The organism is Alteromonas gracilis (genome assembly GCF_036870955.2).
Taxonomy (GTDB): domain Bacteria; phylum Pseudomonadota; class Gammaproteobacteria; order Enterobacterales; family Alteromonadaceae; genus Alteromonas; species Alteromonas gracilis_A.
Map to the genome: position 1 here is coordinate 2814410 of NZ_CP145482.2, position 26263 is coordinate 2840672.

General features: G+C 44.5%; 23 protein-coding genes and 1 pseudogene. 9 read left to right on the forward strand and 15 right to left on the reverse strand.

Annotated elements, in window-relative coordinates:
* Window positions 1-2: 2 nt before the first annotated feature.
* Window positions 3-464 (forward strand): acyl-CoA thioesterase, encoded by a 462-nt coding sequence (locus V6N89_RS13600; protein WP_346992815.1) that lies wholly within the window; start codon window positions 3-5, stop codon window positions 462-464.
* Entirely contained in the window at window positions 461-1585 is a 1125-nt protein-coding gene (locus V6N89_RS13605) for a retropepsin-like aspartic protease family protein (RefSeq protein WP_338518049.1), read from the forward strand. Before V6N89_RS13600 ends, V6N89_RS13605 begins: the two co-directional genes overlap by 4 nt.
* A 58-nt stretch (window positions 1586-1643) precedes the next feature.
* On the opposite strand, the gene V6N89_RS13610 is transcribed toward V6N89_RS13605, so the two are convergent.
* Both V6N89_RS13610 and V6N89_RS13615 read right to left on the reverse strand, forming a co-directional pair.
* Window positions 1644-3686 carry an NADPH-dependent 2,4-dienoyl-CoA reductase gene (locus V6N89_RS13610; RefSeq protein WP_346992816.1) on the reverse strand — a complete coding sequence of 681 codons (2043 nt, stop codon included), beginning with the start codon at window positions 3684-3686 and terminating at the stop codon, window positions 1644-1646.
* Window positions 3687-3764: 78 nt separating this feature from the next.
* Window positions 3765-4604: a crotonase/enoyl-CoA hydratase family protein gene (locus V6N89_RS13615; protein ID WP_338520276.1), complete on the reverse strand. Its 840-nt coding sequence runs from the start codon at window positions 4602-4604 to the stop codon at window positions 3765-3767.
* 224 nt (window positions 4605-4828) lie between these two features.
* Here V6N89_RS13615 and V6N89_RS13620 point away from each other — a divergent pair, with 224 nt between their 5' ends.
* A complete protein-coding gene (locus V6N89_RS13620; protein WP_338518050.1) occupies window positions 4829-5431 on the forward strand; it encodes a TetR/AcrR family transcriptional regulator in 603 nt (200 codons plus the stop codon).
* A gap of 27 nt (window positions 5432-5458) precedes the next feature.
* On the opposite strand, the gene V6N89_RS13625 is transcribed toward V6N89_RS13620, so the two are convergent.
* A complete protein-coding gene (locus V6N89_RS13625) occupies window positions 5459-7099 on the reverse strand; it encodes a GMC family oxidoreductase (protein ID WP_338518051.1) in 1641 nt (546 codons plus the stop codon).
* Between the two features lie 272 nt (window positions 7100-7371).
* Between V6N89_RS13625 and V6N89_RS13630 the strand changes: the two genes are divergently transcribed.
* Window positions 7372-8109, forward strand: coding sequence for a DUF1439 domain-containing protein (locus V6N89_RS13630; protein WP_338518052.1), 738 nt, complete (start codon window positions 7372-7374; stop codon window positions 8107-8109).
* Here the strand turns inward: V6N89_RS13630 and V6N89_RS13635 are convergent.
* From V6N89_RS13635 to V6N89_RS13645, 3 genes are all read right to left on the reverse strand, one after another.
* A complete protein-coding gene (locus V6N89_RS13635; RefSeq protein ID WP_346993808.1) occupies window positions 8090-9529 on the reverse strand; it encodes a wax ester/triacylglycerol synthase domain-containing protein in 1440 nt (479 codons plus the stop codon). The genes V6N89_RS13630 and V6N89_RS13635 overlap by 20 nt on opposite strands.
* 10 nt (window positions 9530-9539) lie before the next feature.
* Window positions 9540-10205, reverse strand: coding sequence for a TetR/AcrR family transcriptional regulator (locus V6N89_RS13640; protein ID WP_338518053.1), 666 nt, complete (start codon window positions 10203-10205; stop codon window positions 9540-9542).
* A gap of 108 nt (window positions 10206-10313) precedes the next feature.
* Window positions 10314-11522 carry a DUF445 domain-containing protein gene (locus tag V6N89_RS13645; RefSeq protein ID WP_346992817.1) on the reverse strand — a complete coding sequence of 403 codons (1209 nt, stop codon included), beginning with the start codon at window positions 11520-11522 and terminating at the stop codon, window positions 10314-10316.
* Between the two features lie 289 nt (window positions 11523-11811).
* Between V6N89_RS13645 and V6N89_RS13650 the strand changes: the two genes are divergently transcribed.
* Complete coding sequence (locus V6N89_RS13650; RefSeq protein ID WP_346992818.1) at window positions 11812-13272, forward strand: DUF3336 domain-containing protein; 1461 nt, start codon at window positions 11812-11814, stop codon at window positions 13270-13272.
* A gap of 129 nt (window positions 13273-13401) precedes the next feature.
* Complete coding sequence (locus V6N89_RS13655; protein WP_346993809.1) at window positions 13402-14772, forward strand: hypothetical protein; 1371 nt, start codon at window positions 13402-13404, stop codon at window positions 14770-14772.
* A gap of 48 nt (window positions 14773-14820) precedes the next feature.
* On the opposite strand, the gene V6N89_RS13660 is transcribed toward V6N89_RS13655, so the two are convergent.
* The 4 genes and pseudogenes from V6N89_RS13660 to fadR all read right to left on the reverse strand — a co-directional run bounded on the left by V6N89_RS13660 (window position 14821) and on the right by fadR (window position 19376).
* Window positions 14821-15579, reverse strand: coding sequence for a hypothetical protein (locus tag V6N89_RS13660; RefSeq protein WP_338518055.1), 759 nt, complete (start codon window positions 15577-15579; stop codon window positions 14821-14823).
* A gap of 143 nt (window positions 15580-15722) precedes the next feature.
* Window positions 15723-16082 carry a phasin-related domain-containing protein gene (locus V6N89_RS13665; protein ID WP_338518056.1) on the reverse strand — a complete coding sequence of 120 codons (360 nt, stop codon included), beginning with the start codon at window positions 16080-16082 and terminating at the stop codon, window positions 15723-15725.
* 184 nt (window positions 16083-16266) lie between these two features.
* Window positions 16267-18449 (reverse strand): annotated as a pseudogene (locus V6N89_RS13670) (S9 family peptidase).
* 216 nt (window positions 18450-18665) lie between these two features.
* Complete coding sequence (gene fadR, locus V6N89_RS13675; RefSeq protein ID WP_338518057.1) at window positions 18666-19376, reverse strand: fatty acid metabolism transcriptional regulator FadR; 711 nt, start codon at window positions 19374-19376, stop codon at window positions 18666-18668.
* A 479-nt stretch (window positions 19377-19855) separates the two neighbouring features.
* Between fadR and nhaB the strand changes: the two genes are divergently transcribed.
* Genes nhaB through V6N89_RS13690 form a run of 3 tightly spaced genes read left to right on the forward strand, consistent with a single transcriptional unit; the run spans window position 19856 to window position 22509 of the window.
* On the forward strand, window positions 19856-21430 hold the full coding sequence (gene nhaB / locus V6N89_RS13680; RefSeq protein WP_338518058.1) for a sodium/proton antiporter NhaB: 1575 nt from the start codon (window positions 19856-19858) through the stop codon (window positions 21428-21430).
* Window positions 21431-21433: 3 nt separating this feature from the next.
* Window positions 21434-21961: a disulfide bond formation protein DsbB gene (dsbB, locus tag V6N89_RS13685; protein WP_338518059.1), complete on the forward strand. Its 528-nt coding sequence runs from the start codon at window positions 21434-21436 to the stop codon at window positions 21959-21961.
* Entirely contained in the window at window positions 21958-22509 is a 552-nt protein-coding gene (locus V6N89_RS13690) for a GNAT family N-acetyltransferase (RefSeq protein WP_338518060.1), read from the forward strand. The genes dsbB and V6N89_RS13690 overlap by 4 nt, the downstream gene beginning before the upstream one ends.
* Before the next feature lie 20 nt (window positions 22510-22529).
* Here V6N89_RS13690 and V6N89_RS13695 read toward each other — a convergent pair whose 3' ends face one another.
* The 5 genes from V6N89_RS13695 to rnd all read right to left on the reverse strand — a co-directional run bounded on the left by V6N89_RS13695 (window position 22530) and on the right by rnd (window position 26249).
* The gene (locus V6N89_RS13695) at window positions 22530-23024 is read right to left on the reverse strand and encodes a YcgN family cysteine cluster protein (protein ID WP_338518061.1); all 495 of its coding nucleotides are present in this window, start codon (window positions 23022-23024) and stop codon (window positions 22530-22532) included.
* Window positions 23021-23689, reverse strand: coding sequence for a fumarylacetoacetate hydrolase family protein (locus V6N89_RS13700; RefSeq protein ID WP_338518062.1), 669 nt, complete (start codon window positions 23687-23689; stop codon window positions 23021-23023). The genes V6N89_RS13695 and V6N89_RS13700 overlap by 4 nt, the downstream gene beginning before the upstream one ends.
* A complete protein-coding gene (locus V6N89_RS13705; protein ID WP_338518063.1) occupies window positions 23689-24690 on the reverse strand; it encodes a lytic murein transglycosylase in 1002 nt (333 codons plus the stop codon). Before V6N89_RS13705 ends, V6N89_RS13700 begins: the two co-directional genes overlap by 1 nt.
* Window positions 24691-24755: 65 nt before the next feature.
* The gene (locus tag V6N89_RS13710; protein ID WP_338518064.1) at window positions 24756-25052 is read right to left on the reverse strand and encodes a YcgL domain-containing protein; all 297 of its coding nucleotides are present in this window, start codon (window positions 25050-25052) and stop codon (window positions 24756-24758) included.
* A gap of 42 nt (window positions 25053-25094) precedes the next feature.
* The gene (gene rnd / locus V6N89_RS13715) at window positions 25095-26249 is read right to left on the reverse strand and encodes a ribonuclease D (RefSeq protein ID WP_338518065.1); all 1155 of its coding nucleotides are present in this window, start codon (window positions 26247-26249) and stop codon (window positions 25095-25097) included.
* Between the last annotated feature and the right edge of the window lie 14 nt (window positions 26250-26263).

Below are 26263 nucleotides of genomic sequence, written 5' to 3' on the forward strand. Positions count from 1 at the left end.
CATTGACCGACCTAGCGCTACCTTGGATCCATGATGCGCCATTTATCGAGCAGTGGCATATAGATGAGACGCATATTGATCACTATCAGCACGTGAATAATGTGGCCTATTTAACCCAACTTGAAAAACTCGCCTGGGCTCATTCAAACGCGCTCGGCCTTCACTTTTCAGACTACCGTTCACTTAATCGCGGTATGGTAATTAAGCGCCACGAACTGAATTATCATTTGCCCACTCATTTAGGCGATAGCTTATATTGCGCAACGTGGATTGTGCACTGTGATTCAAAACTAACCCTTAAACGACAGTTTCAATTTATTTGCCCCAAGCGTATGAAAACGGTGTTTGACGCGGTTACCACATTTGTATGTGTAAGTTTAGATACAGGCGCCCCCAAGCGTATGCCTGCGCAATTTACCGAGGCTTACGGCAAAGCGTGTATTTATGTGGAGCAGCCTCAATGAGGGCCGCGCTGGCAGTGCTACTTATCGGTCTTTTAGTGTTATCACTAGGGCTCAACGTTTACTTATGGTTTGCATTAAATCAAAGTGACAGTCTCTCGCGTTTACCTACTTCAAAAAATACAGAGAATAGCACCGCTTCGCTGATACCTCGTGAAGTAAACAACAATAGTGGTGAAACGAGTTGGCAAACAGACGTAGCCACAACGACAAGACAAGTGAATGAAAAGCAATGGATGCAAACGCTGCTTAATGACGGCGACTACGAACAGTTGTCTCAATACCTAACAGAACAGCTAAAAGCCTCCCCCTTTGACGAATCGCTATTGTTAATGGAAGCTGAGCTTATCAAGCTCACCAAACCGCTACCGACAGCACTGGTTCACTACTACGACCTACTGGAACTTCCCCTTTCACTTGAAGCTCAAGAAGACATAAGAGCAAAAGTGACACAGATGTACCAACAAGCCCAAGCGCAGTTAAGTAAAGAAGCCCAGTGGGAGCTTGTAGCCATGCTCAATGAGCCTTTGTTTCAACGACTGCCTGATGTCCGTCTTTTTGCACTCAATTTGGCCGAGGCTTACGCTCATCAACAAAAACTTACGCTGATGGAAGACGCACTTGCTGCGTTACCTAGCTTAGACGTTCAAGCAGAGGCCATTCGAGATTTAGCCTATGCCACAAACAATGAAGAGCCTGAACAACCATCACCTTTTAAATCGCCATCCATGCAAGGTAGTGAAAAACGCATTGCACTCACTCGCGTAGGTGACCAATACCGTATTCAGGCAAAAGCACTGAATCAGAAAGCGGTGATGATTTTAGATACAGGCGCCACGACAACCGCAATTTCGTCGAGGTTGTACGCGCGACTAGGCCGTGCGCGCAGGCTTACCTTTCTAGGTAATTTTAATGTTGGTACGGCATCAGGCACCATTGAAGCCCCCTTAGTGCAAATACCGCGCTTTTACTTTGCAGGTTATGAATTTGAAAACGTTTCAGCCATCGTTTTACCAGAAGCGGCATTGCCTGACACCGATGGTTTACTGGGTATGAATGTATTGGGTGAATTCGACTTTTCCATCAAGCCACAATCTAGCGAGCTTTGGCTTTCCAAACGATAAAAAAGCGCTTCATAACGAAGCGCTTATTACCTTTGTACTTTTTAGATTACTTTACACGCTAAACTTCAGCACATACTCGCGTGCCCTGATCGATAGCGCGCTTGGCATCAAGCTCTAATGCTTCGTCAGCCCCGCCTATCAAGTGGTATGGCATGTTAAGGCCTTCAACAATGTCTCGCATTGGTTCTTGACCCGCACAAATGATGATGTTGTCTACGGGTAACACTTGGCTATTGCCCTCTACCGTAATATGTAAGCCTTCATCATCAATCTTGTCGTACGACACGCCTGGGATCATAGTAACGCCTTTCGCCAATAACCCTGCGCGGTGCGCCCATCCGGTTGTCTTACCAAGCCCAGCGCCTACTTTTGATGATTTACGCTGTAATAAGAAAATCTCTCGTGGCGATGGTTCTGGCTGAGGTTTAACACCTTCAATTCCCGCACGAGCAGAGAATGTCATATCAATACCCCACTCTTTCATAAACGCAGGAATATCTTGGCTTGGCGTTTCTTTTCCATGAGATAAATACTCAGCTGTATCAAACCCAATGCCGCCTGCGCCAATAATAGCTACTTTATTGCCTACCGGCTTTTTGTCTTTTAATACATCAAGGTAAGTCAGTACTTTTTCGTGCTCGATACCTTCGATAGCAGGCGTACGCGGTTTGATGCCTGTTGCAACCATAACCTCGTCAAACCCTTCATCATTTAGCGCAGCGGCATCGACATAGGTATTAAGTTTAAGCGTAATATTTTTGTGAAGCTCTATCTGACGGGCAAAATAACGCAAAGTCTCATAAAACTCTTCTTTACCTGGAATTTGTTTAGCCACATTAAATTGGCCACCAATTTCACTCGCAGCATCGTAAACGACAACGTCATGGCCTCGCTGAGCTGATGTCACCGCTGCAGCTAGTCCAGCAGGTCCTGCACCGACAACCGCGACACGCTTTTTCGTTTCGGCAGGCTTCACGTTAATTTCTAACTCATGACAGGCGCGCGGATTAACCAAACAGCTTGTCATTTTGCCGTTAAATACGTGGTCTAAGCAGGCTTGGTTGCAGCCGATACACGTGTTAATTTCGTCTGCTTTATTTTGCTGCGCTTTGCGCACAAACTCTGGATCTGCTAAGAAAGGACGCGCCATCGAAACCATATCAGCGTCACCACGGGCGAGTACTTCTTCAGCTACCTCTGGCGTGTTGATACGATTTGATGTAATTACAGGGATGGACAGTGCTTCTCTGAATTTCGCCGTTACCCATGTAAAGGCCGCGCGAGGTACCTTGGTCGCGATGGTAGGAATTCGCGCTTCATGCCAACCAATACCCGTGTTGATAATAGTTGCGCCAGCTTGCTCAATCTCTTTACCTAACTGAACCACTTCTTCATACGTTGAGCCACCTTCTACCAAGTCCAGCATTGATAGACGATAAATAATGATAAAGTTTTTACCTACCGCTTCGCGCACACGGCGAACCACTTCGATAGGCAGTCGAATACGGTTTTCATATTCGCCACCCCATTGGTCATCACGGTGGTTGGTGCGCTTAGCAATAAACTGGTTTAGGAAGTACCCTTCTGAGCCCATGATCTCAACGCCGTCGTAATACGCGCGCTGCGCTTGAGTCGCTGCAGTAATGAAATCTTTTATTTGCTTTTCAATCTCGTCCGCTTCAAGTGCTTTAGGCTTAAATGGATTTATAGGCGCCTGCACTGCTGATGGTGCAACCAGTTTTGGGCTGTACGCATAACGACCGGTATGCAGTATTTGCATGCAAATTTTGCCGCCAGCAATATGCACGGCATCGGTCACTTCTTTGTGGTTTTTTACTGCTTCGTCAGTATCTAATCGAAATGTAGAAGGATGCGTAGCGCCCTCTTCATTTGGGCCGATACCACCGGTAACGATAAGGCCAACACCACCTCTGGCACGTTCACCATAGAATGCCGCCATTCGCTTATGGCCGTCTGGCAATTCTTCTAAGCCTGTGTGCATAGAGCCCATTAACACGCGATTTTTAAGCGTCGTAAAACCAAGATCGAGTGGACGAAATAAATGCGGATAAACAGAGTGGTCAGTAACGGTCTGGTTCATGAGAAATACCTGATAATTTTATAACGTTGTATTTTTAAATGTGATGTCGCTTTAACGCGACGACGTCAATTTTTATTGTTATGAATTCATTTTCTTTACCGCGCCATGTAGCGGTGGGTAATCGGGTAGCACTTTTGTCTTTTGTGCTTCCATGGCCTTAAATACGTCTTCCATTTGAAACATGCCCGCTTGCCATGTCGCCATGTAATTGAGACTTTCTGCCACGGTGTGCTCAACCGCATAGTTAATCATGGTTTTGGTACCCGATACGGCGAGTGGCGAATTGCCCGCAATTTGCTTAGCAATGGTCATGACTTCTTCAAGCATGCTGGCTTGGTCGTCAAAGACGCGATTAACAAAACCCAGTTGCTGCGCTTCCTGAGCACCAAAGTTGCGCCCGGTGTACGCTAATTCTTTTACGATGCCGATGGGAATAAGCTTTGGAAGGCGTTGTAATGTCCCTACATCCGCGGTCATACCAAGCTGAGTCTCTTTGATTGTAAAGAACGCATCGTTAGTGCAGTAGCGCATATCGCAAGCGCTCAGCAAATCTACCGCACCGCCAATTGCACCACCTTGCACAGCACCGATAACGGGCATACGGGCTTGTTCTATGGCAGTAAAACTATCTTGAAGCAGCATGACCATACGGCGCATTCGTTCTGCGCGACGTGAAGGGTCGCCTTTAAAATCCTCTTTCATATTCAAGAAGACAGATAAATCCATACCCGCTGAGAAATGCTTTCCTGTAGAGGAAATCACAATAACTCTTGCCTCGGCGGCTTCGTCAATGGCACGCACCGCAGCCGGTAATTCGGTCCAAAAAGCAGGGGTCATACTGTTCATCGCATCTGGGCGGTTTAACACAATATGGGCAATATGATCTTCGGTTTTAATCTCTAACGTAGAGTAATTCATGGTTTGCGCTGTCTCCATGGCGAATTCCTATTAACAATTTTGCAAACTAGACAGCGTCAAGATAAAAGGCTATGTTGACAGTGTCAAGATAAAAAGTAAGGTATAGGACTGCGGTGTATTGACCTTGTGCTTTTTAAAAGGCATTGTCCGTGCACCTAGGGTAGTCTCAACACTGCCTGTGGACTCAATAGTGTAGTCAATGTTTTCGGAATTCGTGTTTACTTATGGCATCAGCAGTACAAACTTATCACCACGGTGATTTGCGCAGCACCCTACTAGAGGTTGCAGCAAAGCGCCTTGCACACCAAGGCGTAGACAGTCTTTCATTAAGAAAGCTTGCTGAAGATGCAGGCGTTTCACGCACAGCGCCTTATCATCACTTTAAAGACAAAAGTGCTTTGCTAAGCGCAATAGCCGCTAAAGGCTTTAGTGATTGGCATAACGCTGCAAAACGTATTTTTGAACAAGAAGACAAAACACCACAGGCGCGTTTTAGAGAGTTTGTACACGAATATGTCGGGTATGCGGCAGATAACCCTGAAATGTACGAATTGATGTTTGGTCGCACCATCTGGCGCAACAACGCTGCGACAGATGATTTAAAAGAGGTGGCTTTTCCGTGCTTTCAATTCCAGGTCACCATGACGCGCTACTGGCAAGAAAAAGGCTTGTTGCCAGATAACAAAGATGCCTTGCGATTGGCCCAGGTCACATGGGGCACACTACATGGTATTGCACGACTTCTTATAGATGGGATATACGCCGACAACAGTCACATTGAGGAAATGTGTGACTGTGCCGCCGATCTGTTTATGCAAAAACCCTAGCGCTTTTCGCAGTGAACTTATCACACCTTAGCTTGCGATAGGAATTGGTTGCCCTTCGTGGGCCGCTTTTATAAATTCAGCGGCGCGCTCTGCAATCATGATGGTAGGCGCATTGGTATTACCGCCAATTAAACTTGGCATCACCGAGGCATCGACTACACGAAGCCCTTTTATGCCTCGCACATTTAATTGATTGTCCACAACCGCCATCGGGTCATCAATGCTCCCCATTTTGCAAGTGCCTATGGGGTGATAAATCGTTTCTGCGCGCTCACGCAAGAAGTCGAGGATTTCCTCATCGGTTTGCGCGTCTTCACCCGGATAGAGTTCACTGCCACCAAATTTCTCAAAATCTGGCGCTGAGAGTAACTTTCGGGCAATTCTCACACCTTCAATCATTACCTGCTGATCTTCTTCAGCAGAGAGATAATTAGGGTCAATTAAGGCTTGGTCAGCAGGATGGTTACTCTGCAGTGAAATTGTGCCCCGACTTTTAGGATATAAACAGCACACATGTAACCCGTATCCATAACCAAATGCCAGTTGTCGCCCGTGGTCGTTTAAAATAGCGGGCAAGAAATGGAACTGAATATCTGGTCCCTGTGTTGCAAGACTAGAACTCACAAATCCGCCAGACTCGGCAATGTTTGAAGAGAATATACCTTTACGCTTAAACGCATAATCAGCCGTAGCCTTAACGTAAGACGGTAGTGCACCCGCTGCAACTGCATACCCTTCGCGGGCTTTACAGGTGTATTGGACAATGGCGTCTAGATGGTCTTGTAAGTTTTGGCCTACGCCCGGCAAATCTTGTTGTACAAAGATCCCCTTTTCTTCTAATTCGGCACGTGGACCAATACCAGACAGCATTAATAGTTGCGGTGAATTGATAGCGCCTCCGCACAATATCACTTCGCTTTTGGCAAAATAGCGATTAACAGCGCCTTTTTCTCTAACCTGAACACCAATTGCCCTACCTTCTTTTAGCAGAACTTTTTCAGCTGCAACCTTAGTAAGTACCGTCAAGTTGTTGCGATGTTTAGCTTGGGTCAAATACCCTTTTGCCGTTGAACAGCGTTGACCGTTAACCTGAGTTACGTGGTAATAGCCAAGTCCTTCCCTGTCATCTCTATTAAAATCATCAAGTTGTCGGTACCCTGCAAACGATGCTGAATTGACAAAGGCATCTGACAGCACACTGGTATGGCGTAATTTACTGACGTTTAACGGGCCACCTGTACCATGATATTCATCAGCGCCTTCTTCGAAATTTTCAGCACGCTTAAAGTAAGGCAGGACTTCATCAAATGACCATCCCGTAGCCCCTTCTTCATTTGCCCACCGGTCATAGTCTTCTTTTTGTCCCCGTATGTAGCACATAGCGTTTACGGAACTACTACCGCCAAGTGTTTTCCCACGCGGCCAGAACAGCTCGCGGTCATACATCTCTTTTTGTGGTGCGGTATGATAACCCCACCCAATACCTTCAAAGCGGCTCAACAATGATAGGCCAAAGGGGATATGAATAAACGGGTTGGTGTCTTTTGAACCAGCCTCTAGAAGCAGAATATCTAACGCTGGATTTTCAGATAGTCGCGTGGCAAGTACTGCGCCAGCTGAGCCGCCGCCGACGATGATGTAATCGTATTTATTTAGTACTTCACTCATTACGCTTACTCCTTGCCACTAAATAGTAGTGATATACTTAGGGCATCAACTTGTTAATAAAATGTTGTGGTACGACCAGATTACCAAATAACACTACAGCGAGAAAAGTTTTATATTGTAAGTTTTAAAAAATCTAATAATCTTGGTAATTTAGAAGCTATACGTTCAAAAAAATGAACTGTTAAGTATATGTGCTCTTATCGAGCATATTGGTAACGTTTCAACTTACCATCTTATGTACAACCTAGTGACGGACAGCGGTCAAAATAACTATGATAACAACGCAATTAACGCTTAAAGACCGCATAACACTCTTCATCGCCACATGGCTGGTAAAATTTGGAAAACTCAATCACGACGACTTTACCCAAGCAGAGCTTCAAGCACTGATCGAAGATGCCTTTCCTTACCAATTCACTTTCGATATCCCAGTTGGCGTGGGAACAGTAAATGTGCTTGAAGGCAAAGTGACTCTGGATAACGCCGCCAATCGCGTTGGGTTGCAATGCTTAGCTGCCGTTCATATTGAAGTGGCTGCAAGCACTATTTATCGCGCCCACATCGTATTTGCATTGAGTGCAACTCCGCACTACGACGCTAATGCCGAAACCCTGTACCTAACCAATTTAGCCACCGACACGCTCACGTTGATTAACGACGACTATGCGTTTATTCGTGATACGCAATTTCTGTTATCTAAGTTTTTTCCAAAAAGCTTAAACTCGCTGTTGGGCAAACCTTTGCGCTCTGCCCTTTCTTTGTTTACGGCAGGCACATCAGATATGGCATCAGAGTATTTGAAGCTTTATCTTTCAGGGTCAAAGCAAGCTATTCTTGATTATCACAAACCACAAATAGATAACGCCATTACACGACAACTCACTCAAGACGATTTAAGCCACCGTATGCGCGATACCCAATGGCGAGAAGTCTTGTTTGCTCGCCTGGGTAAAAACGTGCGCGTTGAAGATAACGTGCTTCGTTTTTACCTTAATGATCACTCACAATAGACACTGGCATTACCTCTACTTGTTCACCAATGTCCTCTATGTTCAATCGAGGATCATCAACACTGGCTTCAAGCATATCGAATGCTTCGCTAACGTATTTTGCAAGAGGCTGTAAAGACTCAATGTTCTTGTTACAACACACCAGACCTACGTTAGCCGTGCCAGCATAGGTCATGAGGGTAATGTTTACGCCGCCTCCGGGCGTCATCGTTGATATGGGATAACACGCAAGTAACTCTGCATCTTTTAAGTAACGGGTATCTTTAGGGCCTGGTACATTAGATATTAGAATGTTGGCGATGGGTTTAACCACACTTGAGAGCCTAAGCCACTCAAATACAAGGGCTAATGACTGAATGGCGATAGTATAGCCACTAAACGCGGCAGGTCTTGCGTGTTGCGCTGCGTGTTTCACAATCCGGTGATTAACCACAATTTGTCGAAGGCGCAGATACGGGTCGGTTTCGCCATGGGCCAACTGCACGGGCACAATGGCAATTTTATTGCCTGTGGTTTTCTCGCCAGGTTTTCTTAAGTTAATGGGCATGTTGGTAAAAAGGGCTTTTTTAAACACCTGGCCATGGTCTTGTAATAGCTTGTGCACGCCAATATCAAACGCACAAAGTAGCACCTCATTGGCAGTAGAGCGCGTACGGCGGGCTAACTGTTTTACGCGTGTAAAGTCTAAGTCCATAGTGGCGACCGCCCTGCCCGCTTTAACTTGACCCGTAAGCACCGTTTTCGTGCTGGTAAAGGGTATAGGCATATAGTGTGGGTTAACTCTTAGAAGTTTCATGAATATGCGCAAAAAGATAATACACAAATCAAGCACGGTTTTTAGCGCATATCCCACGCCCACCAAACGTTTATAGAAACTGATTGGGTCTCGCTTTTTATGTCTTAGGCGTTTAACGGCCCACACAGGAGTAAATTTGGTGTCATGAGAGTGTGGCACATAGCCTGATTGAAACCATCGCACCAAAGTCGCACCATCGCCATACATGTGATGAACCCGCGCATAAATGGCAAATGTGTCGCTGCTTTCGTCGAAGATAAAGTGGTATTGCCAGAGCGGCTTGTCAGGGTCAAGACGTGAGGCATGCAATCGTGCAACGAAAGCATCCAGTACTTCGCGGTTTGTCACATCAGCTACTTTGTGAATTTGCACATGGTAATCCATGTTGAGCTTTTTTACTGGCGAGAAGCCAACTGGGTAACCAAGTACGGTTTTAATGTCACAATTAAACGGCGATGTTGCTCGTGCAAACCCGCGAATCTCCTGAAAGAGTTCAGGTACGTATTCAGTGCTTTTGGCCCCTTTTGGCATGGCGAGTAGCTGCAAACATGCAACGTGTTTTGGATTCTCGTCAGACTCGGTTATCCAAAAAGACTTATCTAAGAAACTGAGCGTTTTTGCCATCATTATTCCTTTAAGCAAAGTCGAGTGGCGACTGGGTTTTGAAATCTTTTACAAAATCGTGCGAGTTGAGCGTTTGCTCCAACTTCAGCTTTTCATCGTCACTTAACGCTAACCTTGGCAAAATGGCTACCATCATAAATGACAGAGCGTGATACTTCTGTAAGGTGTCATCAAGATGACTGCTAAGCTCATCAAATTGGCAAGATTGCGTGATGATAAGAGCAACCAAGTCTACAAGTAGCGTACTGTCGGACTTGTTTGCCAACAACACGTTTCGTTCACTCAATGAATCAAAGAGAAAATTAAGCTGTGTACGCAGGCTAGACAGTATATTCTTGTGTGCTCGCAAGATAGTCGGATACTTTTCAACAAGGTCAGCAGGGCTGCGATAAAAAAACCTAAACACATGAATACTATCCACCAGCAAATACAGATAATACATAATATCTTCAGCGTGCAAGGTATCGAGCTTGTCTTTCACAAGCAGCTTCTGCATTTGCTGTTCATGCATTTTCATCAGTGCCGTCACTAGGCTGTCCTTGCCCTTAAAGTGGTAATATAAATTGCCCGGACTGATGTCCAGCTCAACAGCAATATCAACGCTCGTTACGGTATTCTCACCATGCTCGTTAAACAGGGTAAGCGCCGCCAATAAAATCCTTTGTGCGGTTTTCATAAATACAAATTCAACACCTATTGCACCTCAACAGAGGTAATTCTATCTGTGTTTACTCACCCAATCGTACCGCTAATTTATCTCGTTTGGATGCTCGATTACTAACTATCACATAAAAACAAAGTACAGCTGCGCAAAGCCTGCAACCATGCCTAATATTGCACCTGTTACAATGAGCTTCCACTCATCTTGTTGGTACGCTGGGCGCAATACGCCTTCAAACTCTTCAGCAGAAAGGGCCTGCATACGTTCACTCAAGTCTTGACCTACGTGCAAAGCACCATTGGCATAGTCAAACGCATACATAAGATACTTGTCTGAATTATCAAAGATTTGCTGCACAGCTAATGCTTTCATTTTATGGTAATTTTCCGACCCTACCCCAAGGGCAAAATACGGCTGCGCTATGGCAACGTAACGCTCGATGGCGTCATTGACATGCAGCTCAATAAGCTCAAGCAGTTGTGCTGAACCAGAGCCGTGTAAAATAATATTAGTGATGTTTTTAGGGGTTATCAGCTTTTCTTCAATAATTGATGAATAAACCTCAGACACTTCCTTTTGCCGTTTGAGAAACATACCTTGTATGGTCATAGGGCCGAGCTTTCTAGGACGCTTCGGCTCAAAGATAATTTTGATGGCTATCCAATTGGTCGCGTACCCCACCAGAAGCCCGCCTAACGGCAATATCCACCAGGCCTGATAGAAATACCACAACAACATGGTTGGCAAACCAAACAGAAAGCCAAAATAAAAACCCGAGCGAACGATAAACGGAAATTCTTTACTGCCTGCTGTCAGAAAGATTTCATTGATCAGCTCTGGTGAGTTAACGAGCTGTTCAACAACAAGTTCTTTAATGTCCAAAATTTCAGACACATTATGCTGAAAGTCGTCCACCATTTTGTGAACCACATTAGGAATGTCGTTTTCAATTCGCTGGTATACCAAGTTTTTGCCTTGCACGGGCAGCGCTGCCCACAACTGAGGGGCTGACTCAGCCATCACGTTATTAACGACTTTTCGTATCACTTGGCTTAAGCGACGCTCCATTGCCTTAGTGAGCTCATCAGGGTCCAGGCGCTGAGCTAATTCTTCAACGCTTAGTAACTTACCCAACACCAATTCAACTTCAATCTCTGCCATTTGGCGGCGTTTGGCTAGTATAAGCCCCTGCCATCCAAATATAGGTTTAATGCCGACAAACTCTATAGGGTAAAACATCATTTTTACCGCTAAGTAATTTGTCAGCCAGCCTACTATAGCGCTTATCAGCGGGATAGATAGCAGAGTAAGCGTTTCAAAATTCCATTCCATACTGCGAGCAAGTGGTCCGATTTATTATTTTCTTTCTCAGGCTACTGAGTGCATAGGAATTGGTCAATGTAAAAGTTGAATTTAGTGCTAATTGTTGATTGAAAACAAGCGAATGTGCAGTTAAAACGTCATAATGATAGAGCACAGATAACACAAAGATAAATAGCGCCATTCTAGGTAGTAGATTCTAATAATCGCGCTTACACTGAAGCATGTTGACATGGACGTGAAACGCGGCAGATGTGCTTGAAACACGTTGCTTGTCTTTAACACTGAATAGGTAGTTGCCATGGCAGTATTCGATTTACGTTTGAAAAAACTCGAGCATGATATAGAAAATGCGACGAGTTGTGATGAGTATGAAGCCGCTTGTTTGGCGCACGATGCCTTGTCTGGTGCTGAAGAGTGGAAAGCAAAAGACGCCAGCGATGACTACGACTACAAGCTTATTCGAAAACGCGTCCAGCGCCTTCAGATTGCGCGCGGAAAAGGCGACATCCATGCACTAATGTCGATTCTTCACGAGGGCCTTCACGGCAATTTGGGAAACATTGCAAACCCAGTACTGCTCAGCAAGTGTAAAATTGGTACCAAATATCTTATTGAACAGTTTATTGACGAGGTTATCACCGCGCTTGAGCAAATTTATCACGCTGATGAAAACGATGTCGATTTCTACGAAAAGCTGTCATTTTTTGAAGAAACTGCCCACGCATTCGGTCGAAGCTGTTTAATGCTGTCAGGCGGCGCAGGGCTGGGATTTTTTCACGCGGGCGTCGTTAAATCGTTAAATGAGAAAAACCTGCTTCCAACGGTAGTATCAGGCGCAAGCGCTGGTTCAATTATCGCCGGTATGTTGGGTACACGCGATCACGATGAATTGCTTGAATCGTTGAGCGCCGAGTTTATCTACGAAACGTTCAAACATTGGCGTAGCTTTGCGGGCCTTGGTAAGAAGAGCTTGTTTGATAGTTCGGTGCTAGAAAATGCGCTGATCGAGTTGTTTGACCTTACCACATTTGAAGAAGCCTTTAAGAAGACTGGGCGTCACATCACGATCACCGTTTCTCCAGCCGATTTGCATCAACACTCAAGGCTTTTAAACGCAAAAACATCACCTAACGCCATTATTACACAGGCAGTCAGAGCCTCGTGTGCTGTACCTATTATTTTTAGCCCAGTGCAATTAAGGGCGAAAACCCAAAGCGGTGAGGTGGTTCCCTATATCCCTAACAGACGCTTTGCCGATGGTTCGCTTATGGCGGACCTCCCCTTTGAGCGCTTAGCTAGGCTTTACGGCGTTAATCACAGTATTGTTAGCCAAACTAACCCTTTGGCGGTGCCGTTTATATCGTCTAGTCGCATAGATCCCAATTCTTTATGGGACATGTCAGCCCGACATATTGGCCAACTCGCAAAATCAAACAGCATTTTTGCCATCGACTTCGTAGAAAGACTCATAGGAAATAAAAGCGCAAAACTCGCGATTCATAAAGTGCGGTCTATTATTGATCAGCAGTACGTGGGCAATATTAATATTCTCCCCAAACGTCAGATTAGGAACCTTTCACAAGTGCTTTCTAATCCTACCTTGGACAGCATTCAGCAGCTTATTACCAGTGGAGAAAGAGCTTCTTGGCCTCAACTTCACGTTATCAAAAGAAATACCAAAATAAGTGAGAATTTGAGGTATCATTTAGCACAATTGAAAAAACGCGAGGCAGTGGAATTGGGGCATCTTGTCAGGTAATTCTCCAAGTAAACTCTCTGTCTATTCCTGCCGTACAACCTTGACGGCATCGCAGCTAAATTAGTAAGGACGACGGTGAGCACAAACCCCGACAATATTTACACGCAACAAGTAAAGCAACTGATCAATATGGTCTACCCCCACGAGGTAGGCTATGGCTCGTTGTTTGAGGATGCCAATCATTATTTCTCACTAACCCCGTCACTAGAACAGCATACTGAAGATCTCAAAACTCAATTAGAAAAGCTTAAGGGCATAAAAAATAAAGAGGTACTGGCTGAGCAGCTGACGGCGCAGATTAAAAACAATACCGAAAAGCTGGAAGAAGAGCGATTGGCTAGGTTAGAGCGACTTCACCAAGTCAGTGAAAAATTGTTTGAGTTGTGTGAAGGTGATAACTGGCAAGAAACACAGCACCTAAGTGCCAAATTATTGGGCACGTTAATGTTACTAACCCCTGGGGCTGGTAGCAGGTCGCCCCGTATTCACCAGCGATATAAGCCACTTTACAAAGCCGTACTCACGTTAAGGCTGGTTGATAAGCTGCTCGAGCACGACACCATTGCTCATAAGTATTTATCAAAATATCGTGAGGCGTCTGCTCGCTTTAGTAACGACAAATATTGGCGAGCGAAATGGAAAACTGAGTTGGGCATTCCTCTTGTTACCGCCTCTCTATTGCAAGATATCGGGCTTCAATGTCCTGCTGCGATCACTATATTAAAAGGTGAGAACGGTGATAAGGACGAATTTCGGTTATTGGAAGAGTCGCAACGCCGAGATTTATTGAAGCTAAATTTTCACTTTACGCTTAAATACCTTTCTGACGGCTTAGGCATACCCAAGTACGTGGGAAATGACCGCTTAGAACGCGATAAGTTTGTACAAACTCAGCGCGAGGCTAATGCCTTTATTCTTCAACTGGTAAAAGACGCGTTTGTGTCCAAAACGGGGCTTGGCGAAGTCATCAAAATTCCTCAGATATATGCCTCAATCGTGTTTTCTACAAAGCTCGACTACAGTCGATTAAGCCTGCCGAAAGGCTATATGCTCATTGAGCAGTTGGCGAAAAAAGGAAGCCTAAACGCCAACCTGGCACAAGATTTTTTAGATATCGTTGGCTATTTCCCACAAGGCTTTGGCATTACTTTTATTCCTACTAATGAGAACGACCAAGAAAAAGATCAATACGAGTGCGCCATTGTAACCGGTCTTAACCCAAGTAAGGCGGCCGAGCCTTTGTGTAAAGTAGTGACACGCAACTTAACCTATATATCGAGCGGAAGTACTGAAGTAGTGCCTAGAACGCGAAACCTTTACTTTCCTGCAAATCGAAAAAAATTGATGCGTATAGGTAAGGAACGACTCATGGAAATAATGAGTGGGCTTTCCAGTGATTTCACGCCGGATGCATTAGATGATCTTGTGCCGAGTTATTGGGAGCCCTACGACTTCTTTAGTTTTAAGAATCACCAAAATATTTGGGCTAAGAATAAATAAAAAGCAAACCGAGGTTTGCTTTTTTTATATCAATTCGCCCTTAAAGACCTAGGCTTCATTTTTACTTTCATCTATCTGTCCGCTATTTTTGGCAGGACTGCTCGATTTAGGTGTAGTTGCCGTTGAGCGCTTTGCAGTTGTTGTTTTTCCAGCGGTGGCTGACGCTGAGGTCTTGCGCTTAGTCGTGGTTTTGGCTGTGCTACTTTTTGCTGTCGTTGTTTTCGCTGTTGACGACGCAGCTTTGCTTTGTGTCGATTTTGAAGCTGTTGATTTAGCAGCTGTACGTCGTGTGGCAGCAGGCTTCTTGGGCGCAGCAGCTTTCGATGTCGTAGTACTAGCGCTTGCTTCGGAAGATTTTTCAACCTTAGCGGCGGCTTGTTTTGCCGCTAACAGTGCAACTTGCTCGACAAGTAAGTCTACCTTTGCATTCAAGGCTTCCAACTGCTGAGCTTTCTGCTGCTTTTTCTGGCCTCCAGAAAGTACGTTAAAAAGCGGATTTTCGGTAACAAGTTTCTGTGCCGAATCAACCAGCGCGAATGGATTCAACGTACGTTTTAGCTCGCTTTCCACTTCAGCCCCCTTCGCCTGCATCGACATTATCGTTTCATGGGTATCATCAATCTTTTTGCTCACCATTCCTGCCGCCTGGTCCAGCTTCGCTGACAATAAGTCAGAACCCGCAAACAACCAACCAAATAGAGGAGACGATTTTAATGATGAAGATGCAGAACCATTAAGATTAGCCAGTGATGTGTTTGTCACTGATTCAACAGATTCGGTGCCGCTAGGTGTCGTTTTGTTACTCATGATAGCTCCTTGTGAGGAGATTTTAAGGGAGCGATCTAGAGCGAAATGATAGGTGTATAGCTTTATACCACGTCTAAGCTCTAGACCGAACACGTCACACATTCATGTGACGTGTTACAGTATGCAGCTTATGCTATGACAATTTACTTGCTTGCAGCTAGTTTTGCTACAGCTTCTGTCAATGCATCAATTTTCGCTGAAAGCTCTTCAATACGCTGGTCAGCTGGCTCAGAATCTAGACCTAGCTTCTTACGTACATCAGCTACACGGTTTTCTACATCATTCGTTGTAGATTTGAATTTGCTGCGTGCGTCGTCTTCTAGCGTTTCACCTTTGCTTACCAAATCGTCGAACATTTTGCTCGCTTCTTCGCTAAGCTTTTCGTAGCGGCCTTGTGCCTCTTCTACGCTTTTTCCATAAGCGCCAAGACCTGCCAACCAAATTTTACGAGCCATTTCTTCAGCTTCGTTGATTTTGCCTTTAATTGTATCTGTAGTAGTCATTTTCAGCTCCTATGAATGCTAAATGAAAGTGTCTTATCAACACCATGAGTACAATTTACGCCCAACAATTAGAAAGCGCATACTAAAAAGCAAAAAAGCCCGAAATAATTTTCGGGCTTTGCTGTTAATAGACTTGATACACCAAAGTCAGTATCAATTTACGGCGTTGGTATGAACACAATGTTTATATCGCTACACCTGCTAAATGCATAACAAACGCATATTCAAGCGCGGTAGACTCAAAACGCTTAAATCGTCCAGAAGCGCCGCCATGACCAGCTTCCATGTCTGTTTTGAACAGAAGAAGGTTGTCGTCAGTTTTCATTTCTCGCAGTTTCGCAACCCATTTCATCGGTTCAAAATACTGCACCTGCGAGTCATGAAGACCTGTGGTTACAAGCATATGAGGGTATGCTTTAGCTTCTACCTGATCGTATGGCGAATACGCCAGCATGGTCTCATATTCATCTTTATTGGCAGGGTTGCCCCACTCGGTATATTCGCCTGTTGTAAGTGGAATAGACGCATCGCTCATGGTTGTCACTACATCAACAAAGGGAACGTGCGCACTCACACCTTTGTAAAGCTCTGGTGCCATGTTAACAATCGCACCCATCAACAGACCTCCAGCGCTTCCGCCCATGGCAAACACACGAGATTTATCGGCGTAGTTTTTGGCAACAAGACCTTTGGTAACATCAATAAAGTCATAGAAAGTATTTACTTTCTGATGCATTTTACCGTCTTCATACCAGTCACGGCCCAACATTTGCCCACCGCGAATATGTGCTATGGCCACCACAAAACCACGGTCCAGCAGCGACACCCAACTACTTCTAAATGTTGGCTCTATGGTGGCACCGTAAGAACCATAAGCGTATTGGTAAAGTGGGTTAGTACCGTCCTTTTTAAATTTATCTTTACGATAGACCAGAGAAACCTAAGCACCTGTGCACCATCTCGCGCTTCAATCATCACACGCTCAGACGCATATATATCTGAAGAAAAAGTGTCAGATACTTTGGTTTGCTTCATTACTTGTGTTTCAAACGTATCAAGATTGATGTCGATAATTGAAGCAGGTGTTGTTAGCGAGCTATAATACAAGCGAAGTTTATTGGTATCTAGCTGCGTGTTACCCGTAAAATAAGCACCATAAATTGGGTCTTGAGTTGGTATTACTTTTTGCTCGCCCGTAGTCAGATTATGAACAACTAAACGCAGCATGCCGTTTTCTTTTTCTTTTACCACCAAATGATTGTTCATCACTTCCATACTTTGGATAAACACATCAGGTCGGTGTGCAACCATCTCTTCCCATTTAGATACATCATCAGTCGCATCAGCAGGCGCCTTCATGATCTTGAAGTTCTTAGCATCAATATTGGTAAGCACAAAGTAAGTGTCGCCTAATTTGGCAACACTGTACTCTTGGCCATCTTCAATAGGCAGAAAAACTTTGGTATCAGCTGTTGGATTATTAGCATCAATTAGCGTTAAGCCTGATTTGTCTGTATGACTGTGGTAAATATAGATATCTTCGTCGTCTTTGCTTTTGCCAATGAAGGTGTAGAACGTTGGGTCTGTTTCTTCAAACATTAGGACATCTTCGCTTTGCTGCGTGCCCAACTTGTGTCGATAGACTTGGTAACCCAACAACGTTTGCGGGTCTTTCTTAACGTAGAACAAATGTAAATTATCGTTAGCCCAAACAATTTGACCTGATGTGCCCTCTAGTACGTCAGGTAACATTTTACCGTCACTAAGCTTCTTTACGTTAATGGTGTAAATACGGCGGCTCAATGTATCTACTGAATAAGCTATTAGGTTGTTGTTACTACTTACTTCATAATCGCCGATGCTAAAGTAATCGTGACCTTCAGACATTACGTTAGCGTCCAGCAGTACCTCTGGCTCACTGTCTAACTGTTGCTTTCTCAAGTAGATTGGGTATTCGTTTTCACCTGAGTAGCTCGTGTAATACCAATAACCGTTAGAGAAAGCGGGAACTGTAGAGTCGTCCTTTTCAATACGAGAAACCAGCTCGTTGTATAGGGTTTCGCGCGCCTCTTTCAGCGGTGAAAGTACACTTTCGACATACGCATTTTCTTTTTCCAAGTGCGCGAGTATATCTTTGTCTGTTCTTGAGTCGTCACGCATCCAATAGTAATTGTCTGTACGCGTAACGCCGTGTGCCGTCATATCATGCGGTACTTTCTTGGCAACAGGTGCGGGAGTTTGAGTATTTAACGTGACCGTTGCTGCTACACTCTCTGCTTTATCCATTGGGGTGTTTGCTACCTCTTTTTCAGCAGTACAACCTGATAACAGGCCACCTGCTGCTAGTGCAATCCATATGTATTTCATTCTTATTCCCATTGTAAAAGGTTATTTTTCTTCCTACCTTTTGAGTATATCGAATTACATCATCGGGTCTAGGCTAAAGCGCCATAGCGACCAATTTAAAAGCGTGAAAAGTGTTACAAGATATGAGGGTGATAAAAACCCCATAAAAAAAGCGCCGTCTGAGGCGCTTTTCAACTGTATTTTTTAGCTTTTTGCAGGCTGAATGTGAGGTCTGGTTTAGTCCACCAAGTCTTTTGGCATATCGTGGCGGATTTCCTGCCATACCTTACCACTCTCAATACCGTATTTTCTTACCACTAGTGGTACACGGTCATACTCGCCTTTCTCAGCAACATCAAGAAGGTCTGCATAGTATTTGTTTGCAACATCTCGCGCTTGTTGATGGTCGAAGAAATATCCACCAATGCGAGAATATAGTCCTCTAAAGCCATTCATCATTAGGACGAAAACATTATTGTTTGAAGCCAGTGCCAAGTCGTGTGACATCTGATAATCAAACTGTGCAAAGGCCAAACCTTCTTGTTCAACATCTTTGTAGCGCGCAATAATTGCTGCCGATTCCTGCGGATTATTTCTAATTGCGCCTCGAATAAATACGGCGCTCAAATTCGTTCTAGCTGCTAAAAGGTTGTCTACTAGCTCAGGAATGCCTTCTTGGTCAAGACGCGCTAGCGTTTCTAGAATATTTAGACCACACGTTTCCCAAAAATTATTTACCTTGGTAGGTTTGCCGTGTTGGATAGTTAACCAACCGTCGCGCGCTAAACGCTGAAGCACTTCTCTCAGTGTGGTTCTTGTCACACCGATTAGCTCAGACAACTCGCGCTCTGCAGGCAGAATAGTGCCTGGTGGGAATCGTCCACTCCAAATTGATTCAACAATGTATTCTTCGGCGAATCCAGCCGGACTCTGAGCCTTATAAATCATAACTAATCGCCTGCACGTTATTGTTATTCTGTAACTGATTGTACCAGATGCTCATTTATTATCACACTGAAATATGCCACGTCCAGCAAAGCTTTCATCATTACTGGCACTTATTGGTAACCAATAAGTACTTTTCGCTTGCTAATCGTGCAAAAAAGGCTATGTCCAAATGCTATTTCCTTAGAAAAAGGATGGCTTTTGATTATTAATCAACCAAAACGACTGCATTTTGGTCATTAATAATAAACATCAGCAAAAATCGATAAATATTCAGTGACTTTGCTATGGTGGGGGCTGTGATTTGCTTTCTCAAGACGTTAATATCATGTACGCTTAAATTCCGTCTATAATGACAGCAGCAAAACCGCTAGCGGGGAAAACTTCCCTGATAACCAGCAGTTTATGTATGCAATACTCGGAACTACACAGTATAAAAGTCTGCAACTACGCACGCTTTGTTGTAAAAGGAACAGGAACTCATGCAAACCTCAATGATCGCGGCGATCTATAAGAACTTCCTGGGACATGCGCCCGACTGGTACAAAAAAACCATTATTGCCTTCCTCATTGTTAACCCCATTCTTTTTATGGTGGACCCGTATATTGCAGGCTGGACGCTTGTAATTCAGTTCATTTTTACACTTGCAATGGCATTAAAATGCTATCCATTGCAACCGGGCGGGTTGCTTTTGATTGAAGCCATGTTCATCGGCATGACCTCGCCAGGTCATATGATGCACGAGATAGAAGTAAACCTCGAAGTGCTATTGCTACTTGTGTTTATGGTGGCGGGTATCTACTTCATGAAAGACCTTCTGATGTACTTGTTTACCAAACTCGTCATCAAGGTACAAAATAAACTCGTCCTTTCTTTGTCTTTCATTTTTGCTTCCGCTTTTTTGTCTGCATTCTTAGACGCGCTGACCGTTGTGGCGGTTATCATCAGCGTGGGACTGGGCTTTTACTCAATCTATCACAAAGTGGCTTCGGGCAAAGAGTTTCACTCTGACCACGACCATACCAGCGATGACGAACTAGGGAGTCACGACCTAGAAGACTTTAGAGCCTTCTTACGCAACCTTATGATGCATTCAGCGGTAGGTACTGCGTTAGGTGGTGTAATGACTATGGTAGGCGAACCACAGAACCTTATTATTGCTGATAAAGCGGGTTGGAACTTCGTAGAGTTCTTTATTCGCATGGCACCAGTTAGCATCCCCGTGTTTGTATGTGGTTTGCTTACGACTGTTATACTCGAAAAAACCAAACTCTTCTCATATGGCGCACAGTTGCCATCGGCGGTTCGCCAAATACTTGTGGAATATAATGACCACATGGATAAAGGTCGCAGCAAACGTGAATCAGCGAAGCTTCTTGTACAGGCACTTATTGGTGTGTGGCTAATTGTTGGTTTGGCTACCCATATGGCGTCAGTAGGCCTTATCGGGCTCTCTGTTATCGTTCTTGCCACATCGACTAGCGGTATTATTGAAGAACACGCGCTAGGTAAAGCATTTGAAGAAGCCCTCCCTTTCACTGCCCTGCTTTGTGTATTTTTCGGCGTTGTAGCAGTTATTATTGACCAAGGCTTGTTCCAACCAGTTATACACTGGGTGTTGTCGTTTGAAGGTGAAACACAAATGGTTATGTTCTATCTAGCCAATGGTGTTCTGTCGATGGTGAGTGATAACGTATTTGTGGGCTCAGTATACATTACCGAGGTTACGGCAGCTCTGGAAGCAGGCCAAATTACCCGCGATCAATACGATATGCTTGCGGTTGCTATCAACACAGGGACTAACTTGCCAAGTGTTGCAACCCCTAACGGACAAGCGGCATTCTTATTCTTGCTTACCTCTGCGATAGCGCCATTGCTTCGCCTTTCTTATGGTAAAATGGTCATAATGGCTTTGCCTTACACCATTGTTCTTACGATTGTTGGTCTTGCCGCTACGTACATTGGCTTGGCAGACGCTACGCAATGGTTGTATGAGATGCACCTCATAAATCACCATAGCGCAGCAGAAGCGGTATCAGGCGCAGTAAGTCACTAAATTATGCGAGCATTAATTCACTCTATTAGTCAGTGGGCTGAGCACAAGTCATCATGGCTTGTGCTTTTTGCCACATCTTTGGCACTTGAAATAGCGGCATTGTATTTTCAATACGGAATGGGCCTAAAGCCATGCATTATGTGCATATATCAGCGTACTGCTATGTATGGCATCGTATTGTCTGCGCTTGTTGTAGTTATAAAAAACAATGGGCTAACCCGCATGTTAGGTTTTGCTGGCTGGGCCGTTTCTTCAGCATGGGGCTTTCTCATCGCAAAAGAGCACATTGGCATCTTAAACGCTGCCAACCCCTTCTTTGCTAGCTGTGAAATAGTACCAAACTTCCCATCGTGGCTTCAGCTACACGAATGGATACCTGCAATATTTGCTGCCGAGGGCGATTGCATGGAAGACAGTTGGCAGTTTTTATCTATGGGGATGGCTGAGTGGATGCAGCTTATCTTCGCTGCATACTTCATCGTCTTCGTCGTTGTTTTTTGTAGTCGTCTGTTAGATAAGAAACCCTTTTGATCGACTTATCTATCCTTCCCTCTAGGCTTCCGCCTATACACACGGAACAAGGCCCGGTGACCATTCAACGCATCGCTAGTAAACACTGCGATGCGTTGTGTGAAGCTGGTCAACAATCTATCCATCACGTCAAACCTTGGTTTGGCGCATCAACGTGCCCTGTCACTCCAGCATTAGCAAAACAGTGTATAGAAAGCATGGAAAAAGCGCGTGAAACGGGTTATGGATTAACTTACCTTCTTATGCATGACACTAAGTGTTTAGGCATGGGGATCATCAACTATATCAACCACACTCATTTAACCGCTAATTTGGGGTACTGGTTGCGACCTGATGCATGTGGAAAAGGATTGGCGACAGCCATTTGCGAAGCATTGAAAAAACTCGCTTTTTCTCAAATGAATTTGCATCGCCTTGAGTGCTATGTGGAACCAAATAACAAAGCAAGTATTCGCGTGGCAGAACGCATCGGAGGAAGTAAAGAAGGGCTGTGCCGCAAACGCATTTTTGGCAGAGATGCCCTTCTGTATGCCATTGTTGAGAACTAATTCGCCAACAAGAATGTCGTTTAGTCTAAGTCTTCTAATGGCCAAATAGCGATATAATCTTCAAAGTCGTGTAAGTCGACATCACTTTCAAATACCGTTTTGTTTCTCACTGACATACCCGCAGCATGCATAGCATGCTTTTTTCCTTTATTCAGTAACGGATGCCATGAAGGCAGCCCCCTGCCCTCATAAAGCCTTCTATATGCGCAACTGGTGGGCATAAAGAATATATCCTTGAGGTTGTCCTTGGTAAGTTTCACGCAATCAGGAACAAGCTCAATGCGCCTTGCATACTGAGTGCATTCGCATTTTTTTGTATTCAAATACGAACATACGACATTGGTGTAATGAATTTGTTCATTAGCCTTTATATGATCGGTCGGAGAATAGTTTTCTGCACTCTCATCATCGATAAATTTGTGTAGGCAGCATTTCGCACATCCATCACACAGCGACTCCCATTCGCTTTGAGTCATCTCTTCTAATGACTTAGTTTCCCAAAAAGCGTCTGTCATTGCCCTACGACCTTTGTATCTAGTGTAAAGTGGCCTTGCAGTGAAATAGACACGTTATCACCCGGAAGCAAAGGCCCTACGCCTTTTGGCGTCCCCGTTAATACCACATCACCAGCATCAAGCGTAAATATAGTCGACATATGCGCTATTAACGGAATAATTTTGTTTAACATTAACGAAGTGTCACCTTGTTGCCTTACTTCACCGTTAATCGTTAACGTGAAATGCAGGTCGTCCAAGTCGTTAATCGCACTGATTGGAACAAATTGAGACAAAGGCGCACTGTTGTCGAAAGATTTTGCCCTCTCCCACGGCTGACCATCTTTCTTCAAAGCAGCTTGAGCTTCACGAAGCGTTAAATCAAGACCAAGCCCAATTCCCCAAATAGCATTTTTAGCCTCTTCTTCATTGGCATTTTTGAGTTCTCGATTTAGCAGTACTGATACTTCAAGTTCGTTATGGCATGGCCCCATAGTCGTGGGTATAGCTACCGCGTTGGCAATGTTGCACATTGCTGCTTTTGGTTTCATGAAAAGCAGTGGAGCTTCAGAAACGGTAGAGTTCATTTCATTGATATGATCGAGGTAGTTTCTACCAACGCATACAACTTTGTTTACAGGAAGCCCTATGTCTTGACCTTTATCGTTTTGATGGTAATAAGTCATTAGTATCCTCTTTTAATGCGTTCTGATAGATAGCCAACCGAAACCCCGAAGTACGACGAACGGTTCCACTTCATTAGCGTATGAAAATTGTCATAAACGAGGTAAATTCGCCCTTCCTCTCCGTCAGGCATGATAAGCGATGCCTTAACATCGACCTTTGGTAGATCACGACCATCAAAACGTTTCACGCCATGATTATGCCAAAATGAAAGCGGCTTCATATTAGCTTTAGAGAGGCCTGACACAGGGACAGGCTGTGTGAGCTTTACTTGTCTGCCCCACGTCCCTGCATCACTCCAGCCCTCAGAAGAAAGGTAGTTTGCAATAGAAGCAAACACATCAGCTTTGGTATTCCAAATATCTTTTTTACCATCGCCATCGTAGTCGACCGCATAATTCAAAAACGATAACGGCATGAACTGGGTTTGTCCCATAGCGCCTGCCCACGAACCTTTGAACGCACTGACATTTGCATGCCCTTCATCTAAAATTCTGAGCGCAGCAAAAAAATTGTCCTTAAATAGTTTCTCTCTTCGCCCTTCAAAGGCCAATGAAGCCAATGCGGATATCACACTGTAGTTACCCTGAATTTTACCAAAGTTAGACTCATTCCCCCACAGTGCTACGATAAAGCGAGCCTGAACACCATATTGCTTCGCTATTTTATCTAGTAAGCTCTTGTTGTCTTGGTAAAGCGATACCGCTTGCTTAACCTTCCAATCTGGAACACGAGTCTCCAAGTAACTATCAAGCGTAATTTTTCGCTCAGGTTGATTCTTGTCAGATTTGACTACAGTAGGCCTAAATTGAATGTCGGCAAACGCTGATTCAATAACCTCTGCATTTATTCCTTTTGACTCAGCTTCGCTTTTCAATGTCGAGACATAACTAGCAAATGCAGCCAGTGTCTCCACATCTGAATTTTGCGCAAGCGATGGTAAAGGCAAAGCAACAAGCAAAGACATGATTACAGCGCGGCAGGCCTTTAATGCCTGATGCATATGACGTTTGCTCTTGTACATTGGGCTTATTAGTCGACGACTTCTGATAATGTAAAACATACAACTTAGAATTTTTTGTCTGGGGTCTTAGATAAACCAAGAGACTCACGATGCTGCTCTAGCATGTTGTCTTCCTTTGGAGGCATTTGTAGATAAAAACCTTTGTCGTTAAGTTCGTCAATCAACTTCTGCTTATCAACAAGCCCTAAACGCTCTCGTTTTTCAAGCGCGATAATTGTTACAAGCTCAGGCGTACCAAATCGCGCCATTAGAGGCTCGGGTACGTCACCGAACTCTCCTTTTTTCGGTACATATAAATACATACCTTCCTTTTTTCTGGTTTTATAAACCGCACATAGCATATTGCGTCTCGCCTTGTGTTGGAATGTTAGACCTAGCTCACATTACTGTGGAATGTCGCCCAGTAGCTTTGTCACATGAGGGGAAAACAATGACTTTCGCCACGTTGAAAGTACGTCTGGCGCTAAGCCCTGCACACGGGTTTCGTCAACGGGAAACCAATACCACTTTAACAGTTGATTTAACTGCTTCTTCGACGCTATCACATCACTACTTACACCGTTCTCATCGGCAATGCGCTCTGAAAGCAATTTTAGCTCGGCCAGTGTCTTTTTGTATTTTGGAATGTCAATTAAGCGAAGTACAACGGGAAGCCTAAGTTTTTCTGGTGTTTGTGCAAATTTCGTTCGCGCTTCTTCTATGATCGCCACGATAGCATCGCCGTAGCGTCGAATAGATTGATGATTCATGCCATTAATTCGGGATAGCGCAGACTTGCTATCGCATAAACGCTGGGCCGCTTCAAACAAGTGCCCTTCTTTAAATACAAAGTTAAGGGCTAAGTCTTTTTTCCTGGCAGTATGTAAACGCCATGCAGCTAACGCTTGTAACACGGTGAGTTGCTCGGAATTTAGACGCCAGTTATTTTTAATCTGGAGGTATGCAAAGTCTTCGGGCATCTGTGCGCGTTTTTTTGCTGCCAGCAGTGCTATCTCATCGAACACCCATTTAGTTTTATCTACTGCATTTATTTCGCTTGCTAACTGTTGATAGCAAGGTAACAAATAAAGCACATCGTTTGCTGCGTAGCTAAGTTGTGCTTCGCGCAACGGACGTGCTAGCCAGTCTGTGCGCGACTCGCCTTTATCAAGCTCAACACCACATAGCATTTCAACAAGCTTGGCATAGCCAAGTGTCGCTCCTTTCCCAAGCACACTAGCTGCGAACTGCGTATCAAAAATAGGAGCGGGTATGGTACCAAATGCCGTGAGGAATGTTTCTAGGTCTTCTGAACATGAATGTAAGACCTTCACAACAGACTGGTTTTCAAGCAGCGCAATAAATGGCTGCATATTGTTAATGGCAAGCGGGTCAATCAAAACGAGTTGATGACCATCGTATAACTGGATCAAGCCCAAATGTGGCGTGAGAGTGCGGGTTCTGACGAACTCGGTATCAAGGGCTACCGCTTCTTGGCGTTGTGCCGCTACACACACTTTTTCTAATTGTTCAAATGTTGTAATTAATTGATATTGCATAGTCTTGCACAGTA

What these genes read in the sequence shown, in the direction of transcription:
- V6N89_RS13610 (WP_346992816.1), bottom strand. Translation starts at nt 3,686, where the DNA reads ATGAACCAGACCGTTACTGACCACTCTGTTTATCCGCATTTATTTCGT.
- V6N89_RS13700 (WP_338518062.1), bottom strand. Translation starts at nt 23,689, where the DNA reads ATGACTTATTACCATCAAAACGATAAAGGTCAAGACATAGGGCTTCCT.
- dsbB (WP_338518059.1), top strand. Translation starts at nt 21,434, where the DNA reads ATGCGAGCATTAATTCACTCTATTAGTCAGTGGGCTGAGCACAAGTCA.
- V6N89_RS13620 (WP_338518050.1), top strand. Translation starts at nt 4,829, where the DNA reads ATGGCATCAGCAGTACAAACTTATCACCACGGTGATTTGCGCAGCACC.
- V6N89_RS13705 (WP_338518063.1), bottom strand. Translation starts at nt 24,690, where the DNA reads ATGCATCAGGCATTAAAGGCCTGCCGCGCTGTAATCATGTCTTTGCTT.
- V6N89_RS13630 (WP_338518052.1), top strand. Translation starts at nt 7,372, where the DNA reads ATGATAACAACGCAATTAACGCTTAAAGACCGCATAACACTCTTCATC.
- V6N89_RS13635 (WP_346993808.1), bottom strand. Translation starts at nt 9,529, where the DNA reads ATGGCAAAAACGCTCAGTTTCTTAGATAAGTCTTTTTGGATAACCGAG.
- V6N89_RS13655 (WP_346993809.1), top strand. Translation starts at nt 13,402, where the DNA reads ATGGTCTACCCCCACGAGGTAGGCTATGGCTCGTTGTTTGAGGATGCC.
- V6N89_RS13625 (WP_338518051.1), bottom strand. Translation starts at nt 7,099, where the DNA reads ATGAGTGAAGTACTAAATAAATACGATTACATCATCGTCGGCGGCGGC.
- V6N89_RS13710 (WP_338518064.1), bottom strand. Translation starts at nt 25,052, where the DNA reads ATGCTATGTGCGGTTTATAAAACCAGAAAAAAGGAAGGTATGTATTTA.
- nhaB (WP_338518058.1), top strand. Translation starts at nt 19,856, where the DNA reads ATGCAAACCTCAATGATCGCGGCGATCTATAAGAACTTCCTGGGACAT.
- V6N89_RS13695 (WP_338518061.1), bottom strand. Translation starts at nt 23,024, where the DNA reads ATGACAGACGCTTTTTGGGAAACTAAGTCATTAGAAGAGATGACTCAA.
- rnd (WP_338518065.1), bottom strand. Translation starts at nt 26,249, where the DNA reads ATGCAATATCAATTAATTACAACATTTGAACAATTAGAAAAAGTGTGT.
- V6N89_RS13660 (WP_338518055.1), bottom strand. Translation starts at nt 15,579, where the DNA reads ATGAGTAACAAAACGACACCTAGCGGCACCGAATCTGTTGAATCAGTG.
- V6N89_RS13640 (WP_338518053.1), bottom strand. Translation starts at nt 10,205, where the DNA reads ATGAAAACCGCACAAAGGATTTTATTGGCGGCGCTTACCCTGTTTAAC.
- V6N89_RS13645 (WP_346992817.1), bottom strand. Translation starts at nt 11,522, where the DNA reads ATGGAATGGAATTTTGAAACGCTTACTCTGCTATCTATCCCGCTGATA.
- V6N89_RS13665 (WP_338518056.1), bottom strand. Translation starts at nt 16,082, where the DNA reads ATGACTACTACAGATACAATTAAAGGCAAAATCAACGAAGCTGAAGAA.
- V6N89_RS13650 (WP_346992818.1), top strand. Translation starts at nt 11,812, where the DNA reads ATGGCAGTATTCGATTTACGTTTGAAAAAACTCGAGCATGATATAGAA.
- V6N89_RS13615 (WP_338520276.1), bottom strand. Translation starts at nt 4,604, where the DNA reads ATGAATTACTCTACGTTAGAGATTAAAACCGAAGATCATATTGCCCAT.
- fadR (WP_338518057.1), bottom strand. Translation starts at nt 19,376, where the DNA reads ATGATTTATAAGGCTCAGAGTCCGGCTGGATTCGCCGAAGAATACATT.
- V6N89_RS13605 (WP_338518049.1), top strand. Translation starts at nt 461, where the DNA reads ATGAGGGCCGCGCTGGCAGTGCTACTTATCGGTCTTTTAGTGTTATCA.